The organism is uncultured Maricaulis sp., from assembly GCF_947259345.1.
Classification (GTDB): domain Bacteria; phylum Pseudomonadota; class Alphaproteobacteria; order Caulobacterales; family Maricaulaceae; genus Maricaulis.
The window spans coordinates 59,373-79,995 of record NZ_CAMYLS010000030.1; the positions used below are offsets into that span (position 1 = coordinate 59,373).

22 protein-coding genes are annotated in these 20,623 nt (G+C 62.6%); 14 read left to right on the forward strand and 8 right to left on the reverse strand.

The window, feature by feature from the left end:
• Positions 1–349 precede the first annotated feature (349 nt).
• On the reverse strand, positions 350–970 hold the full coding sequence (locus Q0X62_RS14250) for a nitroreductase (RefSeq protein ID WP_297737243.1): 621 nt from the start codon (positions 968–970) through the stop codon (positions 350–352).
• Positions 971–1,084: 114 nt separating this feature from the next.
• Here Q0X62_RS14250 and Q0X62_RS14255 point away from each other — a divergent pair, with 114 nt between their 5' ends.
• From Q0X62_RS14255 to Q0X62_RS14300, 10 genes are all read left to right on the forward strand, one after another.
• Entirely contained in the window at positions 1,085–1,732 is a 648-nt protein-coding gene (locus Q0X62_RS14255) for a TetR/AcrR family transcriptional regulator (RefSeq protein ID WP_297737246.1), read from the forward strand.
• Positions 1,733–1,823: 91 nt separating this feature from the next.
• Positions 1,824–2,024: a hypothetical protein gene (locus Q0X62_RS14260; RefSeq protein ID WP_297737249.1), complete on the forward strand. Its 201-nt coding sequence runs from the start codon at positions 1,824–1,826 to the stop codon at positions 2,022–2,024.
• Between the two features lie 23 nt (positions 2,025–2,047).
• Positions 2,048–2,962: an efflux RND transporter periplasmic adaptor subunit gene (locus tag Q0X62_RS14265; RefSeq protein WP_297737301.1), complete on the forward strand. Its 915-nt coding sequence runs from the start codon at positions 2,048–2,050 to the stop codon at positions 2,960–2,962.
• Positions 2,959–6,114, forward strand: coding sequence for an efflux RND transporter permease subunit (locus Q0X62_RS14270; RefSeq protein ID WP_297737252.1), 3,156 nt, complete (start codon positions 2,959–2,961; stop codon positions 6,112–6,114). Before Q0X62_RS14265 ends, Q0X62_RS14270 begins: the two co-directional genes overlap by 4 nt.
• 37 nt (positions 6,115–6,151) lie before the next feature.
• Positions 6,152–6,757 (forward strand): NUDIX hydrolase, encoded by a 606-nt coding sequence (locus tag Q0X62_RS14275; RefSeq protein ID WP_297737255.1) that lies wholly within the window; start codon positions 6,152–6,154, stop codon positions 6,755–6,757.
• Entirely contained in the window at positions 6,757–7,581 is an 825-nt protein-coding gene (cysE, locus tag Q0X62_RS14280) for a serine O-acetyltransferase (protein ID WP_297737258.1), read from the forward strand. The genes Q0X62_RS14275 and cysE overlap by 1 nt, the downstream gene beginning before the upstream one ends.
• 113 nt (positions 7,582–7,694) lie before the next feature.
• Positions 7,695–7,919 (forward strand): DUF3126 family protein, encoded by a 225-nt coding sequence (locus Q0X62_RS14285; RefSeq protein WP_295694631.1) that lies wholly within the window; start codon positions 7,695–7,697, stop codon positions 7,917–7,919.
• Entirely contained in the window at positions 7,916–8,695 is a 780-nt protein-coding gene (locus Q0X62_RS14290; RefSeq protein WP_297737261.1) for an ATP-binding cassette domain-containing protein, read from the forward strand. Before Q0X62_RS14285 ends, Q0X62_RS14290 begins: the two co-directional genes overlap by 4 nt.
• Positions 8,692–10,260 carry a glycine betaine ABC transporter substrate-binding protein gene (locus Q0X62_RS14295; RefSeq protein WP_297737264.1) on the forward strand — a complete coding sequence of 523 codons (1,569 nt, stop codon included), beginning with the start codon at positions 8,692–8,694 and terminating at the stop codon, positions 10,258–10,260. Before Q0X62_RS14290 ends, Q0X62_RS14295 begins: the two co-directional genes overlap by 4 nt.
• The gene (locus Q0X62_RS14300; RefSeq protein ID WP_297737267.1) at positions 10,257–10,754 is read left to right on the forward strand and encodes a hypothetical protein; all 498 of its coding nucleotides are present in this window, start codon (positions 10,257–10,259) and stop codon (positions 10,752–10,754) included. Before Q0X62_RS14295 ends, Q0X62_RS14300 begins: the two co-directional genes overlap by 4 nt.
• A gap of 90 nt (positions 10,755–10,844) precedes the next feature.
• Here Q0X62_RS14300 and Q0X62_RS14305 read toward each other — a convergent pair whose 3' ends face one another.
• The gene (locus Q0X62_RS14305; protein ID WP_297737269.1) at positions 10,845–11,606 is read right to left on the reverse strand and encodes a PhoH family protein; all 762 of its coding nucleotides are present in this window, start codon (positions 11,604–11,606) and stop codon (positions 10,845–10,847) included.
• A gap of 299 nt (positions 11,607–11,905) precedes the next feature.
• On the opposite strand from Q0X62_RS14305, the gene Q0X62_RS14310 reads away from it, so the two are divergent.
• Entirely contained in the window at positions 11,906–12,436 is a 531-nt protein-coding gene (locus tag Q0X62_RS14310; protein ID WP_297737271.1) for a gamma carbonic anhydrase family protein, read from the forward strand.
• A gap of 15 nt (positions 12,437–12,451) precedes the next feature.
• On the opposite strand, the gene Q0X62_RS14315 is transcribed toward Q0X62_RS14310, so the two are convergent.
• The 3 genes from Q0X62_RS14315 to Q0X62_RS14325 form a co-directional block, all read right to left on the reverse strand.
• Positions 12,452–12,952: a DUF4339 domain-containing protein gene (locus Q0X62_RS14315; protein WP_297737274.1), complete on the reverse strand. Its 501-nt coding sequence runs from the start codon at positions 12,950–12,952 to the stop codon at positions 12,452–12,454.
• A 139-nt stretch (positions 12,953–13,091) separates the two neighbouring features.
• Complete coding sequence (locus Q0X62_RS14320; RefSeq protein ID WP_297737278.1) at positions 13,092–13,715, reverse strand: PilZ domain-containing protein; 624 nt, start codon at positions 13,713–13,715, stop codon at positions 13,092–13,094.
• 59 nt (positions 13,716–13,774) lie between these two features.
• Positions 13,775–14,335, reverse strand: a complete 561-nt coding sequence (locus Q0X62_RS14325; protein WP_297737281.1) for a PAS domain-containing protein — start codon at positions 14,333–14,335, stop codon at positions 13,775–13,777.
• Between the two features lie 206 nt (positions 14,336–14,541).
• On the opposite strand from Q0X62_RS14325, the gene Q0X62_RS14330 reads away from it, so the two are divergent.
• Positions 14,542–15,444 carry a hypothetical protein gene (locus Q0X62_RS14330; protein WP_297737284.1) on the forward strand — a complete coding sequence of 301 codons (903 nt, stop codon included), beginning with the start codon at positions 14,542–14,544 and terminating at the stop codon, positions 15,442–15,444.
• Positions 15,445–16,461: 1,017 nt separating this feature from the next.
• On the opposite strand, the gene Q0X62_RS14335 is transcribed toward Q0X62_RS14330, so the two are convergent.
• Together Q0X62_RS14335 and Q0X62_RS14340 are read right to left on the reverse strand one after the other, a co-directional pair.
• Positions 16,462–16,728: a hypothetical protein gene (locus tag Q0X62_RS14335; RefSeq protein ID WP_297737287.1), complete on the reverse strand. Its 267-nt coding sequence runs from the start codon at positions 16,726–16,728 to the stop codon at positions 16,462–16,464.
• Between the two features lie 239 nt (positions 16,729–16,967).
• Complete coding sequence (locus Q0X62_RS14340; protein WP_297737290.1) at positions 16,968–18,386, reverse strand: alginate export family protein; 1,419 nt, start codon at positions 18,384–18,386, stop codon at positions 16,968–16,970.
• Positions 18,387–18,489: 103 nt separating this feature from the next.
• Between Q0X62_RS14340 and Q0X62_RS14345 the strand changes: the two genes are divergently transcribed.
• Both Q0X62_RS14345 and Q0X62_RS14350 read left to right on the forward strand, forming a co-directional pair.
• Positions 18,490–18,822, forward strand: a complete 333-nt coding sequence (locus tag Q0X62_RS14345) for a helix-turn-helix domain-containing protein (protein WP_297737293.1) — start codon at positions 18,490–18,492, stop codon at positions 18,820–18,822.
• A 78-nt stretch (positions 18,823–18,900) separates the two neighbouring features.
• Positions 18,901–19,266, forward strand: a complete 366-nt coding sequence (locus tag Q0X62_RS14350) for a hypothetical protein (protein ID WP_297737295.1) — start codon at positions 18,901–18,903, stop codon at positions 19,264–19,266.
• Positions 19,267–19,380: 114 nt separating this feature from the next.
• Here the strand turns inward: Q0X62_RS14350 and hfaD are convergent.
• The coding region (gene hfaD / locus Q0X62_RS14355) for a holdfast anchor protein HfaD (protein WP_297737298.1) at positions 19,381–20,623 on the reverse strand (1,243 nt) is incomplete at its 5' end.

Here is a 20,623-nt window from a genome sequence, read left to right on the forward strand (position 1 = left end):
CTCTCATTTTCCAGCCGATAAGAATTGAGGGCGGCTTAGACGCGCGAGAGAGGGCAGTGACAGTTTTATGTAATTTCGGGTCGTTAGGGTGATGTTAGGGATAATCGGTCGTCAGCTATTCGGTAATTATCGAAAAATCGACATGGCAAGTGCTGGTTGATGTAACCTGCCCTATCTTGTTGATTGTTTGGCTAGGTTTTGGAGCGCTTGGCCCGAAGTTCTCGTATGCGATTTATAGTTGATCACCTTGGCGATTTTGAAACCTGAGGTGTCGCTGCACGCGATCATCGGATATTCGCAGATGTCCTTCGCGGGAGATGGAGTTCTGCTGCCGTGCGGACTTTCGGGGCTACCAGAATTCAACTCGCGCAGGCGGTCGGGCTCGCTCTACAGGTTCATCCGTGACGCTGCCGATATAGATGAAGCCGGCGACTCGTTCGCCGGAGCGCAGGTTGAGTGAATCCTTGACCCGAGGATCAAAGGCGTACCACTCGGTCAGCCATTGCGCGCCGAAACCCATCGCGGATGCGGCAATCAGCAGGTTCTGGCACACGGCACCGGATGACAGGATTTGTTCCCATTCCGGGACTTTGTGTTTTTCGACAACATTGGAAATCACGGCCACAACGAGCGGTGCCCGCGTCAGACGTTCCGACTCGAATCTAATCTGGGCGTCGGTCGCATCAGGATGGGTGTCCGCGTAGACCTCACCAAGGGTCTTGCCGAATCTCGCGCGGGCCTCTCCTTCAAATACGATGAAGCGCCAGGGCGCGAGCTTGCCATGGTCGGGTACCCGCGCTGCGATCCCGAGCAACCGGTCACGCTGGGCCGGTGTGGGGCCGGGTTCGGCCATGGTAATGGCTGTTGCAGAACGACGCCGGGAGAGCAGCACGATCGTGTCCGCGCTTGCATGGCTGGGTGCGAGGCGCTCGCCCGGTGTGGGAAAAGGCGGAAATGGCGTATCATTCATTATGATGGGCAACCTGCTGACTGCGAGACTATCTTTGACCTTAATGGTCCGTGGTCGGTATACCTGTGCTCGGGGACTGCACTCATATCGAGTTGTTGGGGAAACGTAACAAGTATGAACGCTGAAATCGCCTTCGAAGATGACACACCGGCTGATCGCCGACGCCGCAAGGTGCGCGAAGCCATCATTGATGCGGCCGAGGCGATTTTCACCTCGGAGGGCGAGGAAGGCATTTCCATGCGGCGCCTGGCCGAGGCCATCGATTACTCACCCGCCGCCATCTACAAGTATTTTGCCTCCAAGGACGAACTCTTCACCGCCATCCGCGAGATGTTCTTCGAGCGCCTGCTCGCCCGCATCCACGCTGCCATGGGTGAGGGGGGCGAGACGGCCGTCCTTTGTGCCCGCTGCATGCGAGCCTATATCGAGACCGGCATGGAAGAGCCCAATCACTACATGATGGCCTTCTCGCCATCGGTGACGGCCAAGCCGCATCTGCATGACGAAAAGGAAGTGGCTTTCGAGGCGGAGGAAAAACTGGTCCAGATGATTGCGGCCGGTCAGTCGGAGGGCGCCTTTCGGAGCATTGACCCGAAAGTGGCCTCCAAGGCCGTTTGGGCCAGCCTGCATGGTTTGACCATGCTGATTGTTTGCCTCGACGACTTTCCCAATGGTATGCCGGGGTCTGAACATGTGACGCTGGACGCGGTGATCGACCTGCAAATGGACATGATCATGCGGGGTCTGATCAAAAACGCATAATTTGTATGCATAAATATGTAAACGCCGTTCACTTCTCAAACGGCATTTACAAGACTATATCCTCGTCAGGTGACAGGACGAGGGTGTTCACATGTCTCTATACAAGCGTCGCATGGGTGCCGGCAGCGCGGTGGCTCTGGCCGCGATCCTGGTCGCTCTGTTGGTGTTCGGCGTAACCGCGCTGCGGGCCGAGGCCAATTTCACCGCAACCGCGCCGGCGCCATTGAGCGTCTCCGTGCTGACCGCGGACTATGATCCCGAGGCGCGCATTGCCGAATTTTCCCGGGGCTGATTACAGCCCGCCGCGAAAGCGCACTGGGCTTTGAACGCGCCGGCCGCATTGACCGCATCAGCGTCGATGTGGGCGACCGCGTGCAGGCGGGTGATGTTCTGGCCCGTCTTGATGTGCGGGCTGTCGAGGCGCAGATTGCCGCTGCCGACGCCCAGACAGCCGAAGCCGCCGCCCAGACAGCACTGGCCAGTGAGACGGAAAATCGTCAGGCCCAATTGCTCGAACGCGGCCATATTTCACAACAACGCTATGACGAAGTGCGGACCTCGACACGGGCGGCGCTTGCCCGTCAAAACGCCGCTGCGGCCGCGGCTGACGCGCTGCGCGTGCAGCTCGACCTCTCGGTCATTACCGCGCCGTTTGATGGTGTCGTGACGGCTCGCCGTGCCGATGAGGGAGCGATCGCCTCGCCCGGTCAGCCATTACTGGAACTGGTCGAACTCGACTCCCTTGAGGTCCGGGTCGGCCTGCCCCAATCCGTCGCGGCAAGCTATACACCCGGCGATATTGCCAGCTTCCAGGTCGATAGCCAGAGCGTGCCGGTTGTCGCCCGTTTCCGCGCCTCGTCGAGCGTCGTGGATCGCCAGACCCGCACGGTGACGGCTGTATTCGACCTCGCGCCGGATCAACGGGTCGCGGCCGGCCAGATCGTAAGACTGGCAGTGGAGACCCCGATCGTCGCCGAGGGCTTCTGGGTACCCACAGCTGCCTTGGCCGAAGGCCGCCGCGGCTTGTGGTCGATCTATGTGCTTTCGCCGGATGCGGGCGGCGCCTACACGCTCGAAGCGCGAGTGGTCGAGACCGTGCGTATCGAAGCGGAACGCGTCTTTGTCCGCGGCGCCGTCGAGGATGGTGAACTCCTGCTCGCCTCCGGCCTGCAACGCATCACGCCCGGACAGCGCGTTATCCCGGCGGTGCAGGAGGCACGCGCCCGATGAGTACGCTCTTTTATCGCTATTCGCGTCTGACCGCGCTGGCTGTCATTTTGCTGGTGGCTGCCGGTTTCGGGGCCCTGCTTTCGCTGGGTCGCCAGGAGGATCCGTCGCTGACCGAGCGGTTCGGAATTATTGTCACGGCTTTTCCCGGTGCCTCGGCTGAACGTGTCGAGGCTCTGGTGACCGAGCCGCTTGAGAATGCCATCCACGAATTGGCGGAGATCAATACTACCAGCTCCAATTCGCGTTCCGGCGTGTCCGTGATCCAGCTGCAAATTCGTGAGGACCTCAACGCGACCCGGGTCGACCAGGCCTGGACCCAGATCCGCGAGCAGGTCGAAAGCGTCCGGCCCAGCCTGCCACAGGGTGTGATCGCGCCGGATGTGAGACGGCAATATCTCGGCGCCGCAACCATGATCGTGTCACTCAGCTGGGGCGAGAGCGGCGATGAGAACCTGGCCATCCTATCGCGTCTCGCGACCGATCTTGAATCACAATTGCGCAATATGAGCGGGACTGAAGAAACCGCCATTTTCGGCGAGGTCGAGGAGGAAATCCGTATCCTCGCCGATCCGGACACGCTCGCCGCGCTCGGCCTGACCATGGCCGATCTGGCGCGGCTGACCGCGAGCGCAGACGCCAAATCGCCTGCCGGCGAACTGCGGGCTGGCGGCACGGACCTCAATGTCGAGATTGCCGGAGAATTCGACGGGCTGGATCGCATCCGTGCGATCGCGCTGGGTGAGGGCCCCGATGGGGAGTTCATTCGAGTGGGTGATGTTGCCGTGGTCGAGAAGGGGGCTCGTACGCCGGCCGATGCCATCGCCATGACCCAAGGGCGACGCGCGGTCTTTGTCGCCGCCTACCTTCAGCCTGAGCTGCGGGTCGATACCTGGTCGGCGGCAGCGGATTCAGTTGTTGCCGATTTCGCGGCCTCGGTGCCCGGCGTTCAGGTCGATACCATCTTTCGCCAGGCTGAGTACGTCGACAGGCGGCTGAGCGGCCTGGCACGGGACCTGGGATATTCGGCCCTGATTGTCTTTGCCGTTCTGTTCCTGATGATGGGCTGGCGCGCGGCCTTGATCGTTGGCTCGGCCCTCCCCTTGACCGTCCTTGCTGTCCTCTTGCTCACCCGGATCTATGGAGAGCCGCTGCACCAGATGTCGGTCACCGGCCTGGTCGTGGCGCTCGGCCTCTTGATCGACAATGCCATCGTCGTGGTTGATGAATACCGCCTCATGCGAGCGCGCGGGTCACAGCCGCTCGAGGCCTTGGACAAGGCGATCCGCCATCTGTTCGCGCCTTTGCTCGCCTCGACGCTGACGACTGTCTTCGCATTCGCACCGATCGCGCTGATGCCGGGGGCCTCTGGCGAATTCATTTCGATGATCGGGATTTCGGTGATTTTCGCCGTCGTCTCCTCCTTCCTGCTCGCCATGACCGTCGTCGGCGCCTTCGCTGCCTGGTTTGATGATCCGGCGATCGCCGGTGGTCCCCGCCGCTTCTGGCGGCACGGGATCGGTGCAGGCCCGCTGGCCAGTCTCTACAGGGGTGTTCTCGATGCGGTGACACATCGCCCCTGGACGGGACTGGTCGGCGGTGTCCTCCTGCCCATCGCCGGATTCCTCGCGGCGTCGACCCTGCCGATACAATTCTTCCCGCCGACCGATCGGGACATGTTCCAGTTGTCGCTGGAACTGCCATCCTCGACCTCGATTGCGGAAACACGCCGCCAGACCGAGCGCGCGACCGCGCTGATCGAGTCCTATGAGGGTGTCGAGCGGGTCTCCTGGGTGATCGGTGAGAGCGCGCCGCGAACCTATTACAATGTGGTTGGCAACCAGTCCGGCGTGTCGAGCTATGCCGCCGGTTTCGTCCATACGGCTTCGGCCGAGGCCACCGCCCGCATCCTGCCCGATTTGCAACAGCGCGTGATGTCTGAATTCCCGGACGCGCGTTTGCTCACATTGCCCTTTGAGCAGGGGCCGCCCATTCCCGCACCGATCGAGCTGGTTCTCGTCGGACCGGAACTCTCGGAGCTCAACCGTTTGGGCAATGAAATTCGCGCTGTCCTGGCGCGGACGCCCACTGTCACCCATACGCTGGCCCTGTTGGAAATGGGTGAGCCGGTGGCCCGCATCATGGCCGATGAGGCCGCTGCAGAACTCGCCGGAATTCGCCTTGATGACCTCGCCAACCGGTTGCGAGGCGAATTGGACGGCGTTGTCGGCGGAAGCGTGCTGGAAGGTGTCCAGGAATTGCCGGTTCGGGTCATTGCCCGTGACTCGCGGCGATCCAGCCTCTCAGCCGTTTCCGCCTCTCCCTTTGCCACACAGGGGGATGACATCCTGTCCTCGCCCATGGCGGCCCTGGGTGACGTTGTTCTGGCCCCGCAAGTGGCTCGCATTCCGCACGAGGACGGGCGCCGGGTGAACACGATCTACGGCTATCTCGATCCCTATACGCTGCCGGCCCCGGCGCTCGAGCATTTCTTCGCGGCGCTCGACGAGGCCGGCATCATCCTGCCGCCGGGCTATGAATTGCAGGTGGCTGGCGAGGCGGCCGAGCGCGGGAGCGCCATGGCCGGCCTGTTCGGCACCGCTCTGCCGCTCCTGGTCCTGATGATCGGATCAGTGGTGCTGGCCTTCAATTCCTTCCGCTTTGCCGGCGTGATCTTTGTCGTTGCTTTCCTGTCCGTCGGGCTCGCCATGTTCGGTGTCTGGGCCTTCGGCACACCGCTGGGTTTTAACGCCATTGTCGGTTCGATGGGATTGATGGGCCTGTCGATCAATGGCGCCATCGTTGTTCTCTCGGCCCTGCGGGCCAATCCGGCGGCTCTGGCGCTGGAGGCGGGAGCCGTCCAGGCGACCGTGATGGATGCGACCCGGCACATCATCTCGACGACCCTGACCACGATTGGCGGCTTCATTCCGCTTATCCTGTCCGGCGACAGCTTCTGGCTGCCCTTCGCCGCTGCGATGGTTGGAGGGGTGGCGGGATCCGCACTATTGGCGCTCGTCTTTGCACCGGCCGCCTTCACACTGCTGACCCGGCTGTCATTGAAAAAGCAACGCCTGCTCGCCGCGATGCGGCGCGATCAGGGACGCGACGCCGGCACTGCGTCGGGCTTGCCCGGCCTGCCCGAACACGCCTAGCCCTGTGGGGTCTGGTAGGCAGTGATGATGGTGCGGCATGACACGTTCACGCGGGCCCTGGAAGGTCCATGACAGTCGCGAGATCTATCGCAATCCCTGGGTCAGCCTGACTGAGTATGAAGTCACGCAGCCGGATGGCGAGCCGGGTGTCTACGGCGTGGTCGGGTTTGCCAATCGAGCGCTTGCCATCCTGCCTCTGCTTGAGGATGGCCGTGTCGTCATGGTCGGTCAGCACCGCTTTCCGCAGGATCGCTATAGCTGGGAAATCCCCGAAGGCGGCGGCCCGCTGGGCACTGATCCGCAAGCGGGCGCGGCGCGCGAGCTGCGCGAGGAAACCGGCTATAAAGCGCAGTACTGGCAGGAAATTCTGCACATGGACTTGTCCAACTCGGTCACAGACGAGGCCGCGATCGGTTATATCGCGACCGGGCTTACACCGGGCGAGGCTGATCCGGAGGGGACCGAGGAGCTGGTCACGCGGGAAGTACATTTTCGTGATGCGCTGGACGAGGTGAGTTCAGGCAAGATAAGCGACGCCTTGACGGTGGCGATGCTGCTGCGGGCATACTACATGGCCCGGGAAGGCGCGCTGGATCCGGACCTGGCCGCTGCCATGCTGGATACCGGTGCGAGGAGAGCGTGATGTCACTCAGCGAAGTCGAGACCCCCGTCGAAGCCCGCAAGGGCGTGGATTCCATCTGGGCGCGCCTGCGCGTTGAAGCGGCTTCGGCCGCAGCCGAGGAGCCGATCCTCGCCAGTTTTCTGAACGCGGCCATCCTGCGCCATGCCAAATTCGCCGACGCGCTGGGCTATCGCATCGCGGCCAAACTCGCCGATGCCCAGCTGGATGCCATGCTGGCCCGCGATGTGGCGGAAGAAGCGCTGGCCGGGGATCCGGACATCGTCCCGCAAGCCGCCGCCGACATGATGGCCATCGATGAGCGCGATCCGGCCTGTTTGAGCCTTTTGCAGCCCTTCCTCTATTTCAAGGGCTATCACGCCCTGCAGGCCCATCGTGTCGCCCACTGGCTCTGGAATGAGGGGCGCCAGACCCTGGCTTTCCACCTGCAAAGCCGGGTAGGCGAACGTTTCGGCCTCGATATCCATCCGGCCGCACGGATCGGCCGCGGCGTCATGATTGACCATGCGACCTCGGTCGTGATCGGCGAGACGGCTGTGATTGGTGATGATTGTTCCATCCTGCATGAAGTCACGCTGGGCGGAACGGGCGCGGCTCATGAGGACCGCCATCCGAAAATCGGCAAGGGTGTGCTGATCGGCGCCGGTGCGCGCGTCCTCGGCAATATCAAGGTCGGCGACGGGGCGCGTATCGCGGCCGGTTCTGTCGTCCTGCACGATGTCCCTGCCGGCTGCACGGTGGCCGGTGTTCCGGCCAAGATCGTCGGCAATTGTTGTGACGAACCGGCCAAGAGCATGGATCAAAGCCTGCCCCAGGGGTCAGGGTGAAGCGTCCCCCAGCCATTTGAGTGCAGGCGCGTGGGCAGCATGATACTGGACGCGCACCCCTGTCTTGGGGTTAGTTGGCGCCAACTTCGAATCCCCGACCGGAGAATGATCCCTTGAACAAGAACATGACCATGCTGGAAGCGGCAAAGCTTCAGCTTTTCCTGCAGACCAAGCTCAACCCGGAGATGGTCGTGCAGTGCCGCAACCGTCCTGACGAGTGCGCCGAAATCCACATCGGGGACGAGTGTCTCGGCGTTGTCTCCAAGATTATCGATGAGGGCGAGACGTCTTACTCCTTCGAGATCACCATTCTGGACATCGACCTGGAAGAGCAGTGAGTTCAGGCACGTCTCCGGTTCTCGACATTCGCGCGGTCCGCAAGACCTATGATGGCGGTGTCGAGGCGGTCCGGGACGTGTCACTCGAACTGGACGCAGGCCAGCTGCTTGTCCTTGCCGGCGCCTCGGGTTGCGGCAAGACGACATTGCTGAAAATGATCAACCGCCTGGAGGAGCCTTCAGGCGGTTCGATTTTGTTCAAGGGTGAGGATATCGCGACCCTGGACGGGGTCGCGCTGCGTCGCCGGATTGGCTGGGTGATGCAGGGCGATGGTCTCTTTCCGCACATGAGTGTGCGGCGCAATGTGGGCCTCATCCCGCGCCTGTCCGGTCAGGACCCGGCCCGGGCCGAGCTGCGCGTGCGTGAAATGCTGGACCTCGTCCGCCTCAACCCGTCCGAATATGGGGACCGGATGCCGGACGAGCTCTCGGGTGGCCAGCGCCAGCGCGTCGGCTTTGCCCGTGCCCTGGCCGGCAGTCCCGAGCTGGTCCTCATGGACGAGCCGTTCAGTGCATTGGATCCGATCACGCGCGATGCCCTGCAGCAGGACTTCAAGATCCTGCAGGCCGAGCTCGGATTTGCCGCGGTCATGGTCACGCATGACATGGCCGAAGCGCTCATCATGGCGCAGGAGGTGGCGGTGATGCGCGAAGGCCAGATCGTGCAGCAAGGCACGCCACAGGCACTGATGAGCCAGCCGACGGATGATTATGTGTCGGGGCTTCTGGAGACGCCGCGCCGGCAAATGCGGGCCATTGCGGAGCTGGCGGGATGAACGCCAACCTGGCTGAACGCTTTGCGGAGCTCCCGCATCTCCTGTCCGGCCATGTCCTGCTGTCGATGAGCGCCATCCTGGTCGGTCTGGCGATCAGCCTGCCGCTCGGTATTCACGCGGCCGGACGGCCACGCCTCGCCGGGGTGGTGCTGAATGCGGCCAGCGTGGTCCAGACCATTCCGGGTCTGGCCTTGCTCGCTCTGATGGTGCCGTTGCTGGGTGGCACTATTGGTTATGCGCCAGCCTTTCTGGCGCTGATGCTCTATTCCATCCTGCCCATTCTGCGGAACACGATTGTCGGCCTGCAGGGTGTTGATCCGGTGGTGCGGGAGGCCGCGCGCGGGATCGGCATGACACCGGGCCAGCGCTTGCGGCAGGTCGAGCTGCCCCTGGCCCTGCCGGTCATTGTCGCCGGTCTGCGCACCGCGGTGGTCTGGGTGGTGGGTGCGGCGACCCTGGCGACACCGGTCGGGGCGTCCAGTCTCGGGAATTACATTTTCGCCGGCCTGCAGACCCGCAACTGGCTGTCGGTTCTGTTCGGCTGCCTGTTCGCGGCCGGTCTGGCCATAATTCTCGACCAGATGATCCGCTTGCTGGAGGTTGCGGCGAGAGATCGGCGCCGCGGACTGGCAATGGGGGTCGGCGTGTCGCTGGCCATGCTGATCATGGTCTCGGTCGCGCCAAGATTTATCGCTTTTGAACGGGCGGGCGAGGGCGGTCCCGTGATTGCAGGCGATGCCGCGGACCTGGCTGACGAGACCATTATCGTCGGTGCCAAGGCCTTCACCGAGCAATACATCCTCGGCGCCTTGCTGGAGACTCGCCTGGAAGCCGCAGGCGCCCGGGTCGATCGTCGCGACAATCTGGGGTCGACCATTGCCTTCGATGCACTGCGCACGGGCGAGATCGATGTCTATATCGATTATTCCGGCACGATCTGGGCGACGGTCATGAACCGTCCCGAACCGATCCACCGCCATGCCATGCTGGCGGAAATGACCGGCTGGCTGTGGGCCGAGCATGGCATTCTCGCGCTGGGCGGGCTGGGTTTCGAGAATGCCTATGGGTTCGCCATGGCGCGCGACCGCGCCGAGACGCTTGGCGTGACGAGCCTGGCCGATCTCGCGCCGCTCGCGGCCGGGATGAGTGTGGGCGGTGATGCGGAAGTCTTCACCAGGCCTGAGTGGGTGATGACGCGGGATCGCTACGGTTTGGGCGTGATGCAGACCCGGGCGATGGATGCAGCTTTCATGTATGGCGCGGTCCGGGACGGTCAGGTCGACATGATTTCGGCCTATACGACGGATGGCCGAATCGCGGCTTTTGATCTGGTGGTACTTGAGGATCCGGCGGCGGTCCTCCCGCCCTATGACGCAGTCATCCTGCTCTCGCCCGAGGCAGCGGCCAATCCGGCGCTGGTGGCAGTCCTGGCCGATCTTGTAGGTGCAATCGACGACGCCATGATGCGGGAGGCCAATCGGCAGGTCGACCTGGATCGCCGCACGCCGGACCAGGCGGCGCAATGGTTGGCGAATGAAATGGAAGCCGGCGGAGCAGACCGATGAGTGGATATGTCGGAGGTGGGCGTCTTCAGGACGGCGAATGGCTGATGCGGGCCTGTCTCTATCTCAATCGCGAATTGCCCCCGGGGGCCGAGCCCTATACCGAAATGACCCATCTCAACCGGGTCTGGGCAACACAATCGGCGGAGTTTGACCGTTTGCTCGAGATCATCGATCCGGAAGGGGATATCGATCCGGGCATCTTTCCGGTTCTGGCTTTTTTCGACCCGTCGGAGAATTGGCCGCTGGACATCATCCTGGCGGCGATTGCGGCGCTCCTGGTCTGGCTCTTCCTGCCGGACTGGTACGGGATCGCCGAATATGTCGCTTACCTGGCGATCGTCGGCTTCGTGGCGGTCCAGTATCTGCGGGCCCGGCGGCTTCGCCAGCGAGCGCGGGCCGAGATCATTCGTCTCGGACTCGATCCGGACAAGCGCCATCCGCTGACCCTGCGTATTCTGGTGCGCTACCGCAAGCGGCCCGTCACGATTCACTGACGTCACCCCAGACAAAAGGCGCGGAGCCAGCCAGCTCCGCGCCTCGTTTTCGCGTGGATTGTTGAGTCTTTTAAGGTCGTTCAGCTCGATTCAGAGCACTGTCAGCATGGTCGCGACCAGCGGATGGCGGACAATGTCCTCGGCCGCAAGACGGCAAACCGCAATGTCGTCCAGGTCTTCCATCTTGTCGGCGATCTGACCGAGGCCGGACATTTCCGGCAGCAGGTCGGACTGGGCCGGGTCGCCGGTGACCACCATGGTTGAGTTCCAGCCCAGCCGCGTGAGCAGCATTTTGAGCTGGCCGTAGGTGCAGTTCTGGGCCTCGTCGACCACGACGAAAGCATTATTGAGCGTGCGACCGCGCATATAGCCGATCGGGGCGATTTCGATGAGGCCCTCGGCCATCATCGCCTTGAGCTTCTTCGGGCTGAGCCGGTCAGCAAGCGCGTCGTAGAGCGGCCGCAGGTAAGGCGCGAGCTTCTCCTCCATGGCACCGGGCAGGAAGCCGATCGACTCACCGGCCTCGACCGCGGGGCGGGAGAGGACGATGCGGCTGACCGATCCGGCCTCCAGGGCTTCGACACCCTTGGCGACGGCGAGGAAGGTCTTGCCCGTCCCGGCCGGACCGAGGGCGAGAACCAGATTATGGTCATCGATCGACTTCATCAGCTGGGCCTGGCCGTCAGAGCGCGGCTTCACATTCTTGATGAAGCGCTGATCCCGCATGGGCTCCTTGGCATCGGGAGACCAATTGGTGCCGGGAAAAAGGGCGCGGACCTTGGTTTCTTCGGACTGATAATGTGCCGTGTTGAACTCGGCACGCTGGCGACGCTTGACGTTACGCTTACCCATGGCTGGAACCTCCACACATGAAAAACCCCTCGGCCGGAAGGCGAGGGGCGAAGACACTTTGCAACGAAGACGATTCGAAGGACTCGAAGGGCAGGGATCCGGAAGAACCGGATGATCCTGGCGGGCTTGGTCGCAGACTGGTCATACCGTCTACCCGGGCCTCCCTTGGAGTTGCCGATACGATGTTCGACCGGATGGGCAGGTCTCGAATCGCGGTTACAGTGTCAGTGTAACCCGGTGAAGAAGTTCTGAACGAGCCTGTCGCGAATATTTCACGCAAATAAAATTGGGAGACGCCGATGGCGATCTATGCATTGGGCGATTCTTCGCCGACCCTGCCCGGGGCAGACGAGTATTGGGTGGCCGAAAGCGCCCAAGTCATGGGTCGTGTCATTCTAGAGCCCGGCGCCAGCGTCTGGTATGGCGCCATTCTTCGCGGCGATAATGACCCGATCACGATTGGCGAGAATTCCAATGTTCAGGACGGGGCCGTGCTGCATACGGATGAGGGGGTGCCGCTGACGGTCGGCAAGGGGGTCACCATCGGACACCAGGCCATGCTGCATGGCTGTACGGTCGGTGATGGCTGCCTGATCGGGATCGGTTCGACCATTCTCAATGGTGCGAAGATCGGGAAGAATTGCATCATCGGCGCTCATGCCCTGATCACAGAGGGCAAGGAGATCCCCGATAACTCCCTGGTGGTTGGCTCACCGGGGCGGGTGCTCAAGACACTCGGTGAGGACACGGCCGAGATGCTGCGCTGGTCCGCCGACCACTACGTCGCCAACTGGAAGAAGCACAAGGCGGGACTGCGCCGGATCGATTGACCGATTCGCCGCGCCTCAGTGGGCGCGGCTCCACAATTCACGGATATTCTGGTCGGCTTCGCGACCCAGATTGAACCAGGCGGCGCGGTCGTGCGAGGCATCAATGACCAGCAGCTTGTCTTCGCGTGCCAGAATGTGACTGAGCTCATTGCGCAGCACCGCGGAGGTCGTCGGGCCGCGTAGCAGCCAGACATTCCCGGTGATGGCTTCCAGGTCGCCATAGGCTTTCAGGGCCTTGCGGAATTCAGCGCCATTCTCGGACTGGATCTCGGCGATCACAACGAAATTGGCCGGCCGCGCGCCCGGCGTGACCCGCTTTTCGGGCTCGGGCGATGTCTTTGATTCCCCAAGCCATTCGCGGAAATCATCGATGTCGGCGGCTTGTTGCCACAGTCCATCCCGTTCCGGGCAGACCTGAGAATGCGCGGCGATCCGCCCTTCACCGACGAAGGCGCGCATTTGCTGAGGGGTATAGGGGCCGTAGACACGACCCTCGACTTTTACAAACCAGGACATTGCGATTCCGTCATCGCGAGGCATTTCAGATCTCTTTTGCACTTTGCTTCGTAGCGACTACCACAAGGATAGGGCAAGAATCGGGCCGCATTGGCGGATTTCGCCGGAATGGCGGACAAATTATCGATCAGTGACTCGTTCAGGCTGCTTCATGGCTGCTCGCGTCAGCCTCGGGCGGATCGAACACGACCGCGAACCCGTTGTCCAGAATGCGAGCCACACGTCCTGACATCTCACCGACACGCAGCGCTTCACCGACCCGCGGCCGCTCCAGGCATTCAAAGGCCGCGCCCGTGACGGAAACATCCACCACATTCGCCTGGATGACGACGCCGTCGGACAGCAGGATCTTGGCGCGTCCGCGACCCGGCTTGCGCGGCGCCGTGCGGTCTTCATCCAAACCCAGCCGATCCTTGTTGAAGCGCCAGGTGATCGCGTCGGCGAGCTTGTCCCGCTTGCGCATCGGCGCATTGAAACGGACTGAGATTTCGTCGCCGGTCTGACGCACGACCTGGCCTTCGATCCTGCCGATCGAAGTGATCATCAGGACGACGCGGGTGTTTTCAGTCATGGCCATTCGGGCGATGATGCGCGCGCCACCGGGCGAGATATCGATAAGTCGACAGGCGTGTTCCCCGCCGGCTTCGGACCAGAATCGGCCATGCAATTGCAGGGGGACCCGCGCGTGCCGACGGCGCTCCTGGGCGCCTCTGGCTGCAATCTTGATCTTGCGTCGGTCTAGTCGGCCGGTTTCGTCATGCATCGCAATGACCTCCTGCGAGCTGACACCCTACGGCCAAAGGCGTTAAAAAGGTTTTGCGATCACCGATCGTTTGCGACCTTTTGTACACGGCCATGATCGTCTGTCGCCAGACCCGGGAATATGTGACCTGGCGTGGCTGGCGGGTGGATTTCGCGTAGTGATGTCCGCACAACCGGACGCCCCTTGAACGCATCCGTGGTATCGAGTGGCTGGAACAGGCCCAAGGTGCGGTCAATCGTGCCCGACGGGCCTCGCAGTGGCAGGAAGGATATCTCGACCGGCAGCTGGTGCATGTCCAGCGAGCTGGCCCGTGCAATCACCGAAGCGGGTGCGCAGCCAGTGATGGACGCTTCCAGCACGACCTGGATATGGGTCCGGTCATGGCCGCGCCAAAGGGACAGGAAGTTCTGCTCGCGAAACTCGCGCTGATAGAGATCACACAGATGCGTGCCCGCGAGGCGGAAGATGTGGTGTTGCGGATCGGCACGCCACAGGATGAAGACATAGCCGAGCAGGCGCGCGATATCCTGCGGTTCGATATCGGCACGATGCGGGGCTGCGCCGCCCTGACGTCGGGTCTGCCAATAGGCATGCAGGGCCTGTGATTGCGCGTGGCGCATGAACGTCTCCAGTTTTCTCATCTCTTCGTGGCGGGACACACCGGTCATCGCCAAGGCCTGTCCCGCTTCAAGAACGGGGCCATACGCCTGAGGCGGGAATGGGCGGAACGGGGCTTCTTCAGTGAGGCGAAACCGGCGAGCCGGCGCGACTCAAGCAATTGGCCCTGCCTTTGCAAGGACAGGGGCAATACGTAAGGAGCACGACCATGCGCGTTTCAGCCCGGCACGCCTTTTTGATCCCCGCGAGCGCTGCGTTCGCCCTGTTTGCTGCCCCGGCTTCGGCCGGTGGAGGCGGCGGTGGTGGCGGCGGTGGCCCTTGCTGTGCGCCGCCGCCGCCTCCACCGTCCTGCTGTACCCATGGCGGTGGCCATACGGTCAATGTCCCGAACATCAATATCCATGGCGGCAATATCAATGTCGGCGTGAATGTCTCGACCCGGGTCAATGTGAACACCAATGTCAATGTGAACGCTTCGGCGAACGCCAATGCCAATGCCGGGGCCGGTGCCCGGGCTGGCGCTGGCGCAGTCACCTATATCGGTGGCGGCTCCTACACGCCGATGACGACCGCTCCGGCCGCGACCGCGATCACCGGGCTCAATGTGGTCGGTGTCGAGGAAGAGCACGAATACGAGTATTACGAGGAAGAGCGTACGCGCTGGGTCGAGGAATGGCGCGTCGTGCGCGCCGTCTGCGTCGATGACAATGGCACGCCGCACCCGGCTTCACGTGTCGACGCCGAGGACCGCGTCGGCGCGACCTATGATGGCGAGCTGTTCCGCTGTGTCGCCGGCACCGCCATGCAGACCACGATCGGCTGGGTCATTGACGGTGTCTATGACTGGGACGAGGCTCCGACCATCATGTGCCGCAAGGGCGAGGCCCTGCGTCATACCGCTGGCGGTAATCTGCGGTGCGAAACCCAGATCCCGCGCCGCAATTGCAATGAGCGTTCGCTCCTTCGCATGCACGGTCCCGGCGTGAAGCTGGTCTTCATGCGTCGCGAGGAGCGCTATACCGAGCGCGTCCGCCGCGAAGTCGAGCGCGAGAGCAGCCGCACGGTCTCCATGACCCTCATGCTGGATGGCGGCGTCGGCGGTTATCGCTGACCCCCATCGAATAACGACATCATCCACTGACTGCCCCGGCCTGATCCAGGTCGGGGCATTTTTTGTGTCCCCAAGCGCCAATGTCGCCACGGCGTCACCGCCTAGCGTTTTGGTCAGAGAGGGGAACGGGATGTCGGCCAATGCCGTCAACCGGTTTGATTTGAAAAACGTGACATCGCCGACATCCCGTTCGCGGAGTTTTCCCGGACGCTCTCGCCCCCGATTCCAATGCGTCAAGTAGATGGGGTCGGTCGTTTAGTGCCCCGCGACCTGGTCGCACGCCCTGCCGGAGCTTCGGATTGTCACATCCGAGGCGCGGACAGGCTCCGCTCGCTTCCGGGCACAAGTGACTGAGCTCGCGCCTCCCGTCCCGAAAACCGAGGGCATTATCGCTTGCGGTGAAGGGGGTGGGGATAAGTTTGGCAATAAAACACCGTCATCCCGGCGCAGGCCGGGACCCAGTGTGCGACGCAAGCTGTTGCCAAGATTGGCAAAGTCGCGCCTGCGAGACTGGGTCCTGACTTTCGTCAGGATGACGGTTTTTGGGGGCGCGGTGGGGGATAAGTGACGTCAGGCCGCCACACCCCACCATTATCCCCCGGCTTGTCCGGGGGACCTCAACGCTACTCCCGCCGTCCGTGACGAGGTCCCATGGTTTAGCGCGGCGCGCTCCCCGTGGGATGGCGGAGCGTAAGTGTAAATCCGCGAAACGCGCCTCGTGCGCAATCATCCAGAATCCGCGTGCCTGGACTTCGCCATCTCCGGTTCTCAAGGTCAAGGGCCGCAACGCGGCCGCTTTGCGGTTTCACCCTTGAGCTGGAAAACCGGATGCGGCCTGCTGGCTGACAAGTGATGTATGCTGGAAACTGCGCGTAGCGGCTGTTCCGGCGGGGGCAGCGCGGGGTTGCGTGGCGAGCGGAGCGGGACCGTCGTGGCAATGATTAGCAAATTCTCGCTCGACCGCGGCGAACCGCAGCCCGACGCCCGGCTCAACTTCCTCACGCCAAACCTCGTTCCTCAAAGCGCGTAGTCACGCTCCGGGTCAATCCCCGCCGCTTCGAGAAACTTCCGCATCGCGCGCACTTCATCCTTGGGCAGGCTGTGATGAGCGTGATGGAAGCTGGCCGTATGCCCGTTCAGCGTGACCGAGAATTTGGCGCCACTGCGCTCATGCATTTCGGCACCGAGATCTTTCAGCAGGCCTTCAAGGTCGGCGGCGGCCAGATTGGCGGGCTCGGGATGCGCGAACAGGGCGTGCAGTGTCTTGCGGTGTTTGTGATTCATGTGGGGTCCTCCGTTATCCGAGCATCCTACGCCCGCACCGGCTTCACCGTGCTGTGACGAAAGCGCCTGCGGCGCCTTGTCTCAGGTTCGGCCACAACCCTCAAAGCGAAATTGCGCTCCGGATCGATGCCCGAGGTCTGAAGAAATTGCCGCACCGCGCGCACGTCATCCTTGGCTCGCCGTGGTGGGCGTTGGCGGTACGTCTTTCAAGGCGACAGGAAACAGCTGCTGCGTTCGTCTCAGAATGTGAATGTCGCCTGGCCGTAGCCGAACAATGTCCGATCGGGGGCAGGGCTGCCGGGCGCGTTTTCGGCGAAACCGCCGGGCAGCAGGATGGAGGCGCCGAGTTCCAGTTCGAGTCCGTCGAGCAGGCCGCGATAGCGGACACGGCCGTCCAGCGTGTGACCGATGAAACGGCCGGACTGGCCGCTTTCATCACGCAGGCCCGCAATCACCCAGCTGTCACGTGCGCTGTCGAGCGAGGCCGCTGACCAGGCCAGTCGGCCGTCCCAATCCGGGCTGGGCGCCAGTTCGAGCCGCATGCCCGGCGCCTGGAGATTCGCCGGCGTGAGCGGCCCATGCAGGCTGGTATTGTTGAGATCCGTGCGGCGCGACCCGAAAAGTCGCTCATACTGGTCGAAACGGTTGTCATCGGGGTTGTGATCACCGCTGGCCCAATAATATTCCAGTGCCAGCCTGGGCTTCCAGTCATGCTGGAAGGTGTAGCCGAGCGCTGCGAAGAGCATACCGGCGCTGACACGCAGATTCGTCGTGTCGTTGGAAGCGCTGGTCGCTCGCCGACGCCCGAACCGCCAGGCCGCTTCGAGATCGAGGTCCAGTTGTCCGACTGCGGGCGCGCGATGCAGGCGAAAGCCTGGTGTGACGTAATGTCGATCCGGTGTCGGCGTGCTGTCGGTGTCGCGCTCCTCCAGGCCGTAGACAAAGAGGTCGCCGGACAAGCCTGGCCAGACGTTGGCGATCAGGTCGGGGCGCTGGTAGTGGACGGCCCAGATTGTGCGGTTCCATTCTTCCTCATCGCCTGACATCTGATTGTCGCCGATCGCAACGCGGTCCCCCGGGCGCCGCGCCACCGGGGCCAACATCAAGGCGTGGAAACGGTCGCCGCGCGCGCTGGTGGCCGTATAGTAGGCGCCGGTATAGCTCTTGATGACATTCGCATAGCTGATCCGCTCGATCTGGCGTTTTGACCCGATACTGACGGTCTGTCGACCCAGGGTGATGCGGGCGTCGGACCCGTCCCCAAAAACGGACGGGGCATCGACCTGGGCATAGGCCTGCAGGATGTCGAGCGGATTGACGATGCCGGTGCTGAGCGGTGTGCCGCTATCATCGAAATAGGCACGGCTGTCCTGCAGCTCGATGCCGAAACGCGCGACCGGGGTCGACAGACGGGCATGAAGGAGTGTGCGCAGGAGGAGTGCTTGGTCGGAACCGGCGCGACCGGCGCGAAATTGCCCGTTGAGGCTTTCATATCGGGCGCGGGTTTCGCCGGAGACGCCGAACCGGAAATCGGTTGATGTGTCGTTCTGGGCCCGGGCTCCGCTTGCACCCGCCATGAAGACCGCGATGATCGCCAGCAGCTGGGCAGGGATGGTGAACAGACCGGTTTGCGGCTTGGATACGCAGAAACGCTTCATGACTCTTCCCGATTTTCACGCAAGATTGGGTGTTTGCACCACAGGCGCTTGCCGCTTAGCGTGCCCGGTTCAATGATTCAAGAATAATTGAAGTGACAATATAATGAACGACCACGATGCGGCTGCTCGGCTTTCCACTCTCGCGCATGACGTTCGTTTGCGCGTGTTCCGGACGGTTATGTCGGCGGGACCGGCAGGCATGCCGGCGAGCAAGATCGCTGATGCCGTCGAGATATCGCGCAATAACCTGTCCGCCCACCTCAATATCTTCCTCCAGGCGGGGTTGATGGATGTCGAACCCTCGGGGCGGCAACGCATTTATCGGATCAATCTGACGGCCGTGTCGGATACGATCGGCTATCTGGTCGCTGATTGTTGCCAAGGGCATCCCGAGGTCTGTGATGCGCTGGGCAAGCATTTGCGGACTTCTTGTTGATTCAATTATACATGAATCATTGAATTTAATTCCCGCCATCAGCATACTCATTCCCGCCATCACCAATGGGAGGAATGAATGGTAATTTCGGGAATTATCGCCGCTCTGGCGGCCATGCAGGTTGGAGCGAGCGTTGAGCCTGCCCGGGCCGATATCAATATCCGGATCATCGGTCGTGGCACCATGGAATGCGCGATCACGACGACCGATGGCAACGCAACCCGGCGCGCCCGGGCGCGGGCCTTGGCGTATGACTCCATCCGCATGGACGACACGCTCAATGCTGCGTGCACCTATGATGTGCCGGATGGTGGCGAGCTGATTATCCGTTTCATCGAAACAGCCGGGTATGCCTGTCCGTTCGATGCTGGCATCAATGAGGAGAGTTGCAGCACCACCATCGACGGCCCTGCCGAAGGGGCGTTCGAACTCGTCGCCAACTGATCACCTAGCTGGATCACCGGCACAGATGATCCGCGAGCCGCCGCCGCACAGAAAAAAGCCCCGATCGCACAACACGCGACCGGGGCCAGGTTTTCCCAAGGCTATGGGATCTCTTCAGTTACCCGCTTGCGGGTTCACTGTCTGATAGGTGGCGGAATTGCCGATCGCGGTGGCCGCGCCGGACAGGACCCCGCCTGTATTCATGCGACCGGTGACGATCGAGCTGACCGCGGCATTATTGGTCTGATTGGTATTGCCCCAGGCCGTGACCGGGCATTCCGAGCAGACATAGGTCGTGGCGGCGTTGCCGAAAGCGGTCGCCGAGACCAGGGCCGAACCGCCGGCATCCCCGTCCAGATTGGAGCGTGCGATAACAGCGCCATTATTGGTCTGGTCGAGGCCCATGAAGGCATCGGCACCGATATTGGAGAGGATGGCCGAATTGCCGACACCCTCGGCCGAGACGCTCAGCACGTCGGCGTCGAAATTGCCGACCAGGATCTCCGACTCGGCCGTGACCGCGCCGTCATTGTCCTGCTCGCCCTGGATATGGGCATAGCCATTTTCGTTCTGCATCCAGACCGAATTGCCGTTCGCGGAAGAGACCACGGTGTGGTTGAGCGCCGTGCCCCCGGCATCGGTGCCGGAGCGCGCCGTGACCGCGCCGCGATTGTCCTGGTCGACATCGACGACCTGGGACGGGCTGTCATGATAGCCTTCCAGCTGGGCTGAATTGCCATTGGCCGCGCCAAGCACGGTGGCCGCATAGCCCAGCCCGCCATCCGGCGCGAGGACATAGCCGTCTGCCGTGACATCGGCGCCTGAATCCTGGCGCAGGGTCAGATTGGTGTCGCTGCCATAGGTCGTGCCCTGGAAAGCATTGGCCGACGCCGTCGCCGAGGTGACCGAGGAGATCGCATAGCTGCCGACTTCCAGACGCGCGGTCGCATTGACGGCGGAGCCGTCGAGCGCGCTCTGGTTGATCGCGGCATCCATGCCATTGTCATTGATCACGCTGGCCGAATTGCCCATCGCCGAAGCGGTGGTCACGGCGGCGCCGTCGATGATCGTGGCACGCGTTTCCGCGCGGGCGTCAACCGAACCGGAAAAGGTCTGGTCGGACTGGATGTCATGACGCTCCACAACGTCCACGGTCAGCGCATTCGCGGCACCGATGGCAGACTGGGAAGCGGCATCGGCCTGGTCCGTCTCACCTTCCGTCACGACCGTGATCGCGGCGTCCAGATTGACCTGGCCGTTGAGGATCTCAGTCGTATCGTCCGCGAAGATAGGTGCGCACGTGATCGTCGCGGCGCTCATGCCCGCGATCAACATTGCTGCGCGCTTGGACATTGGA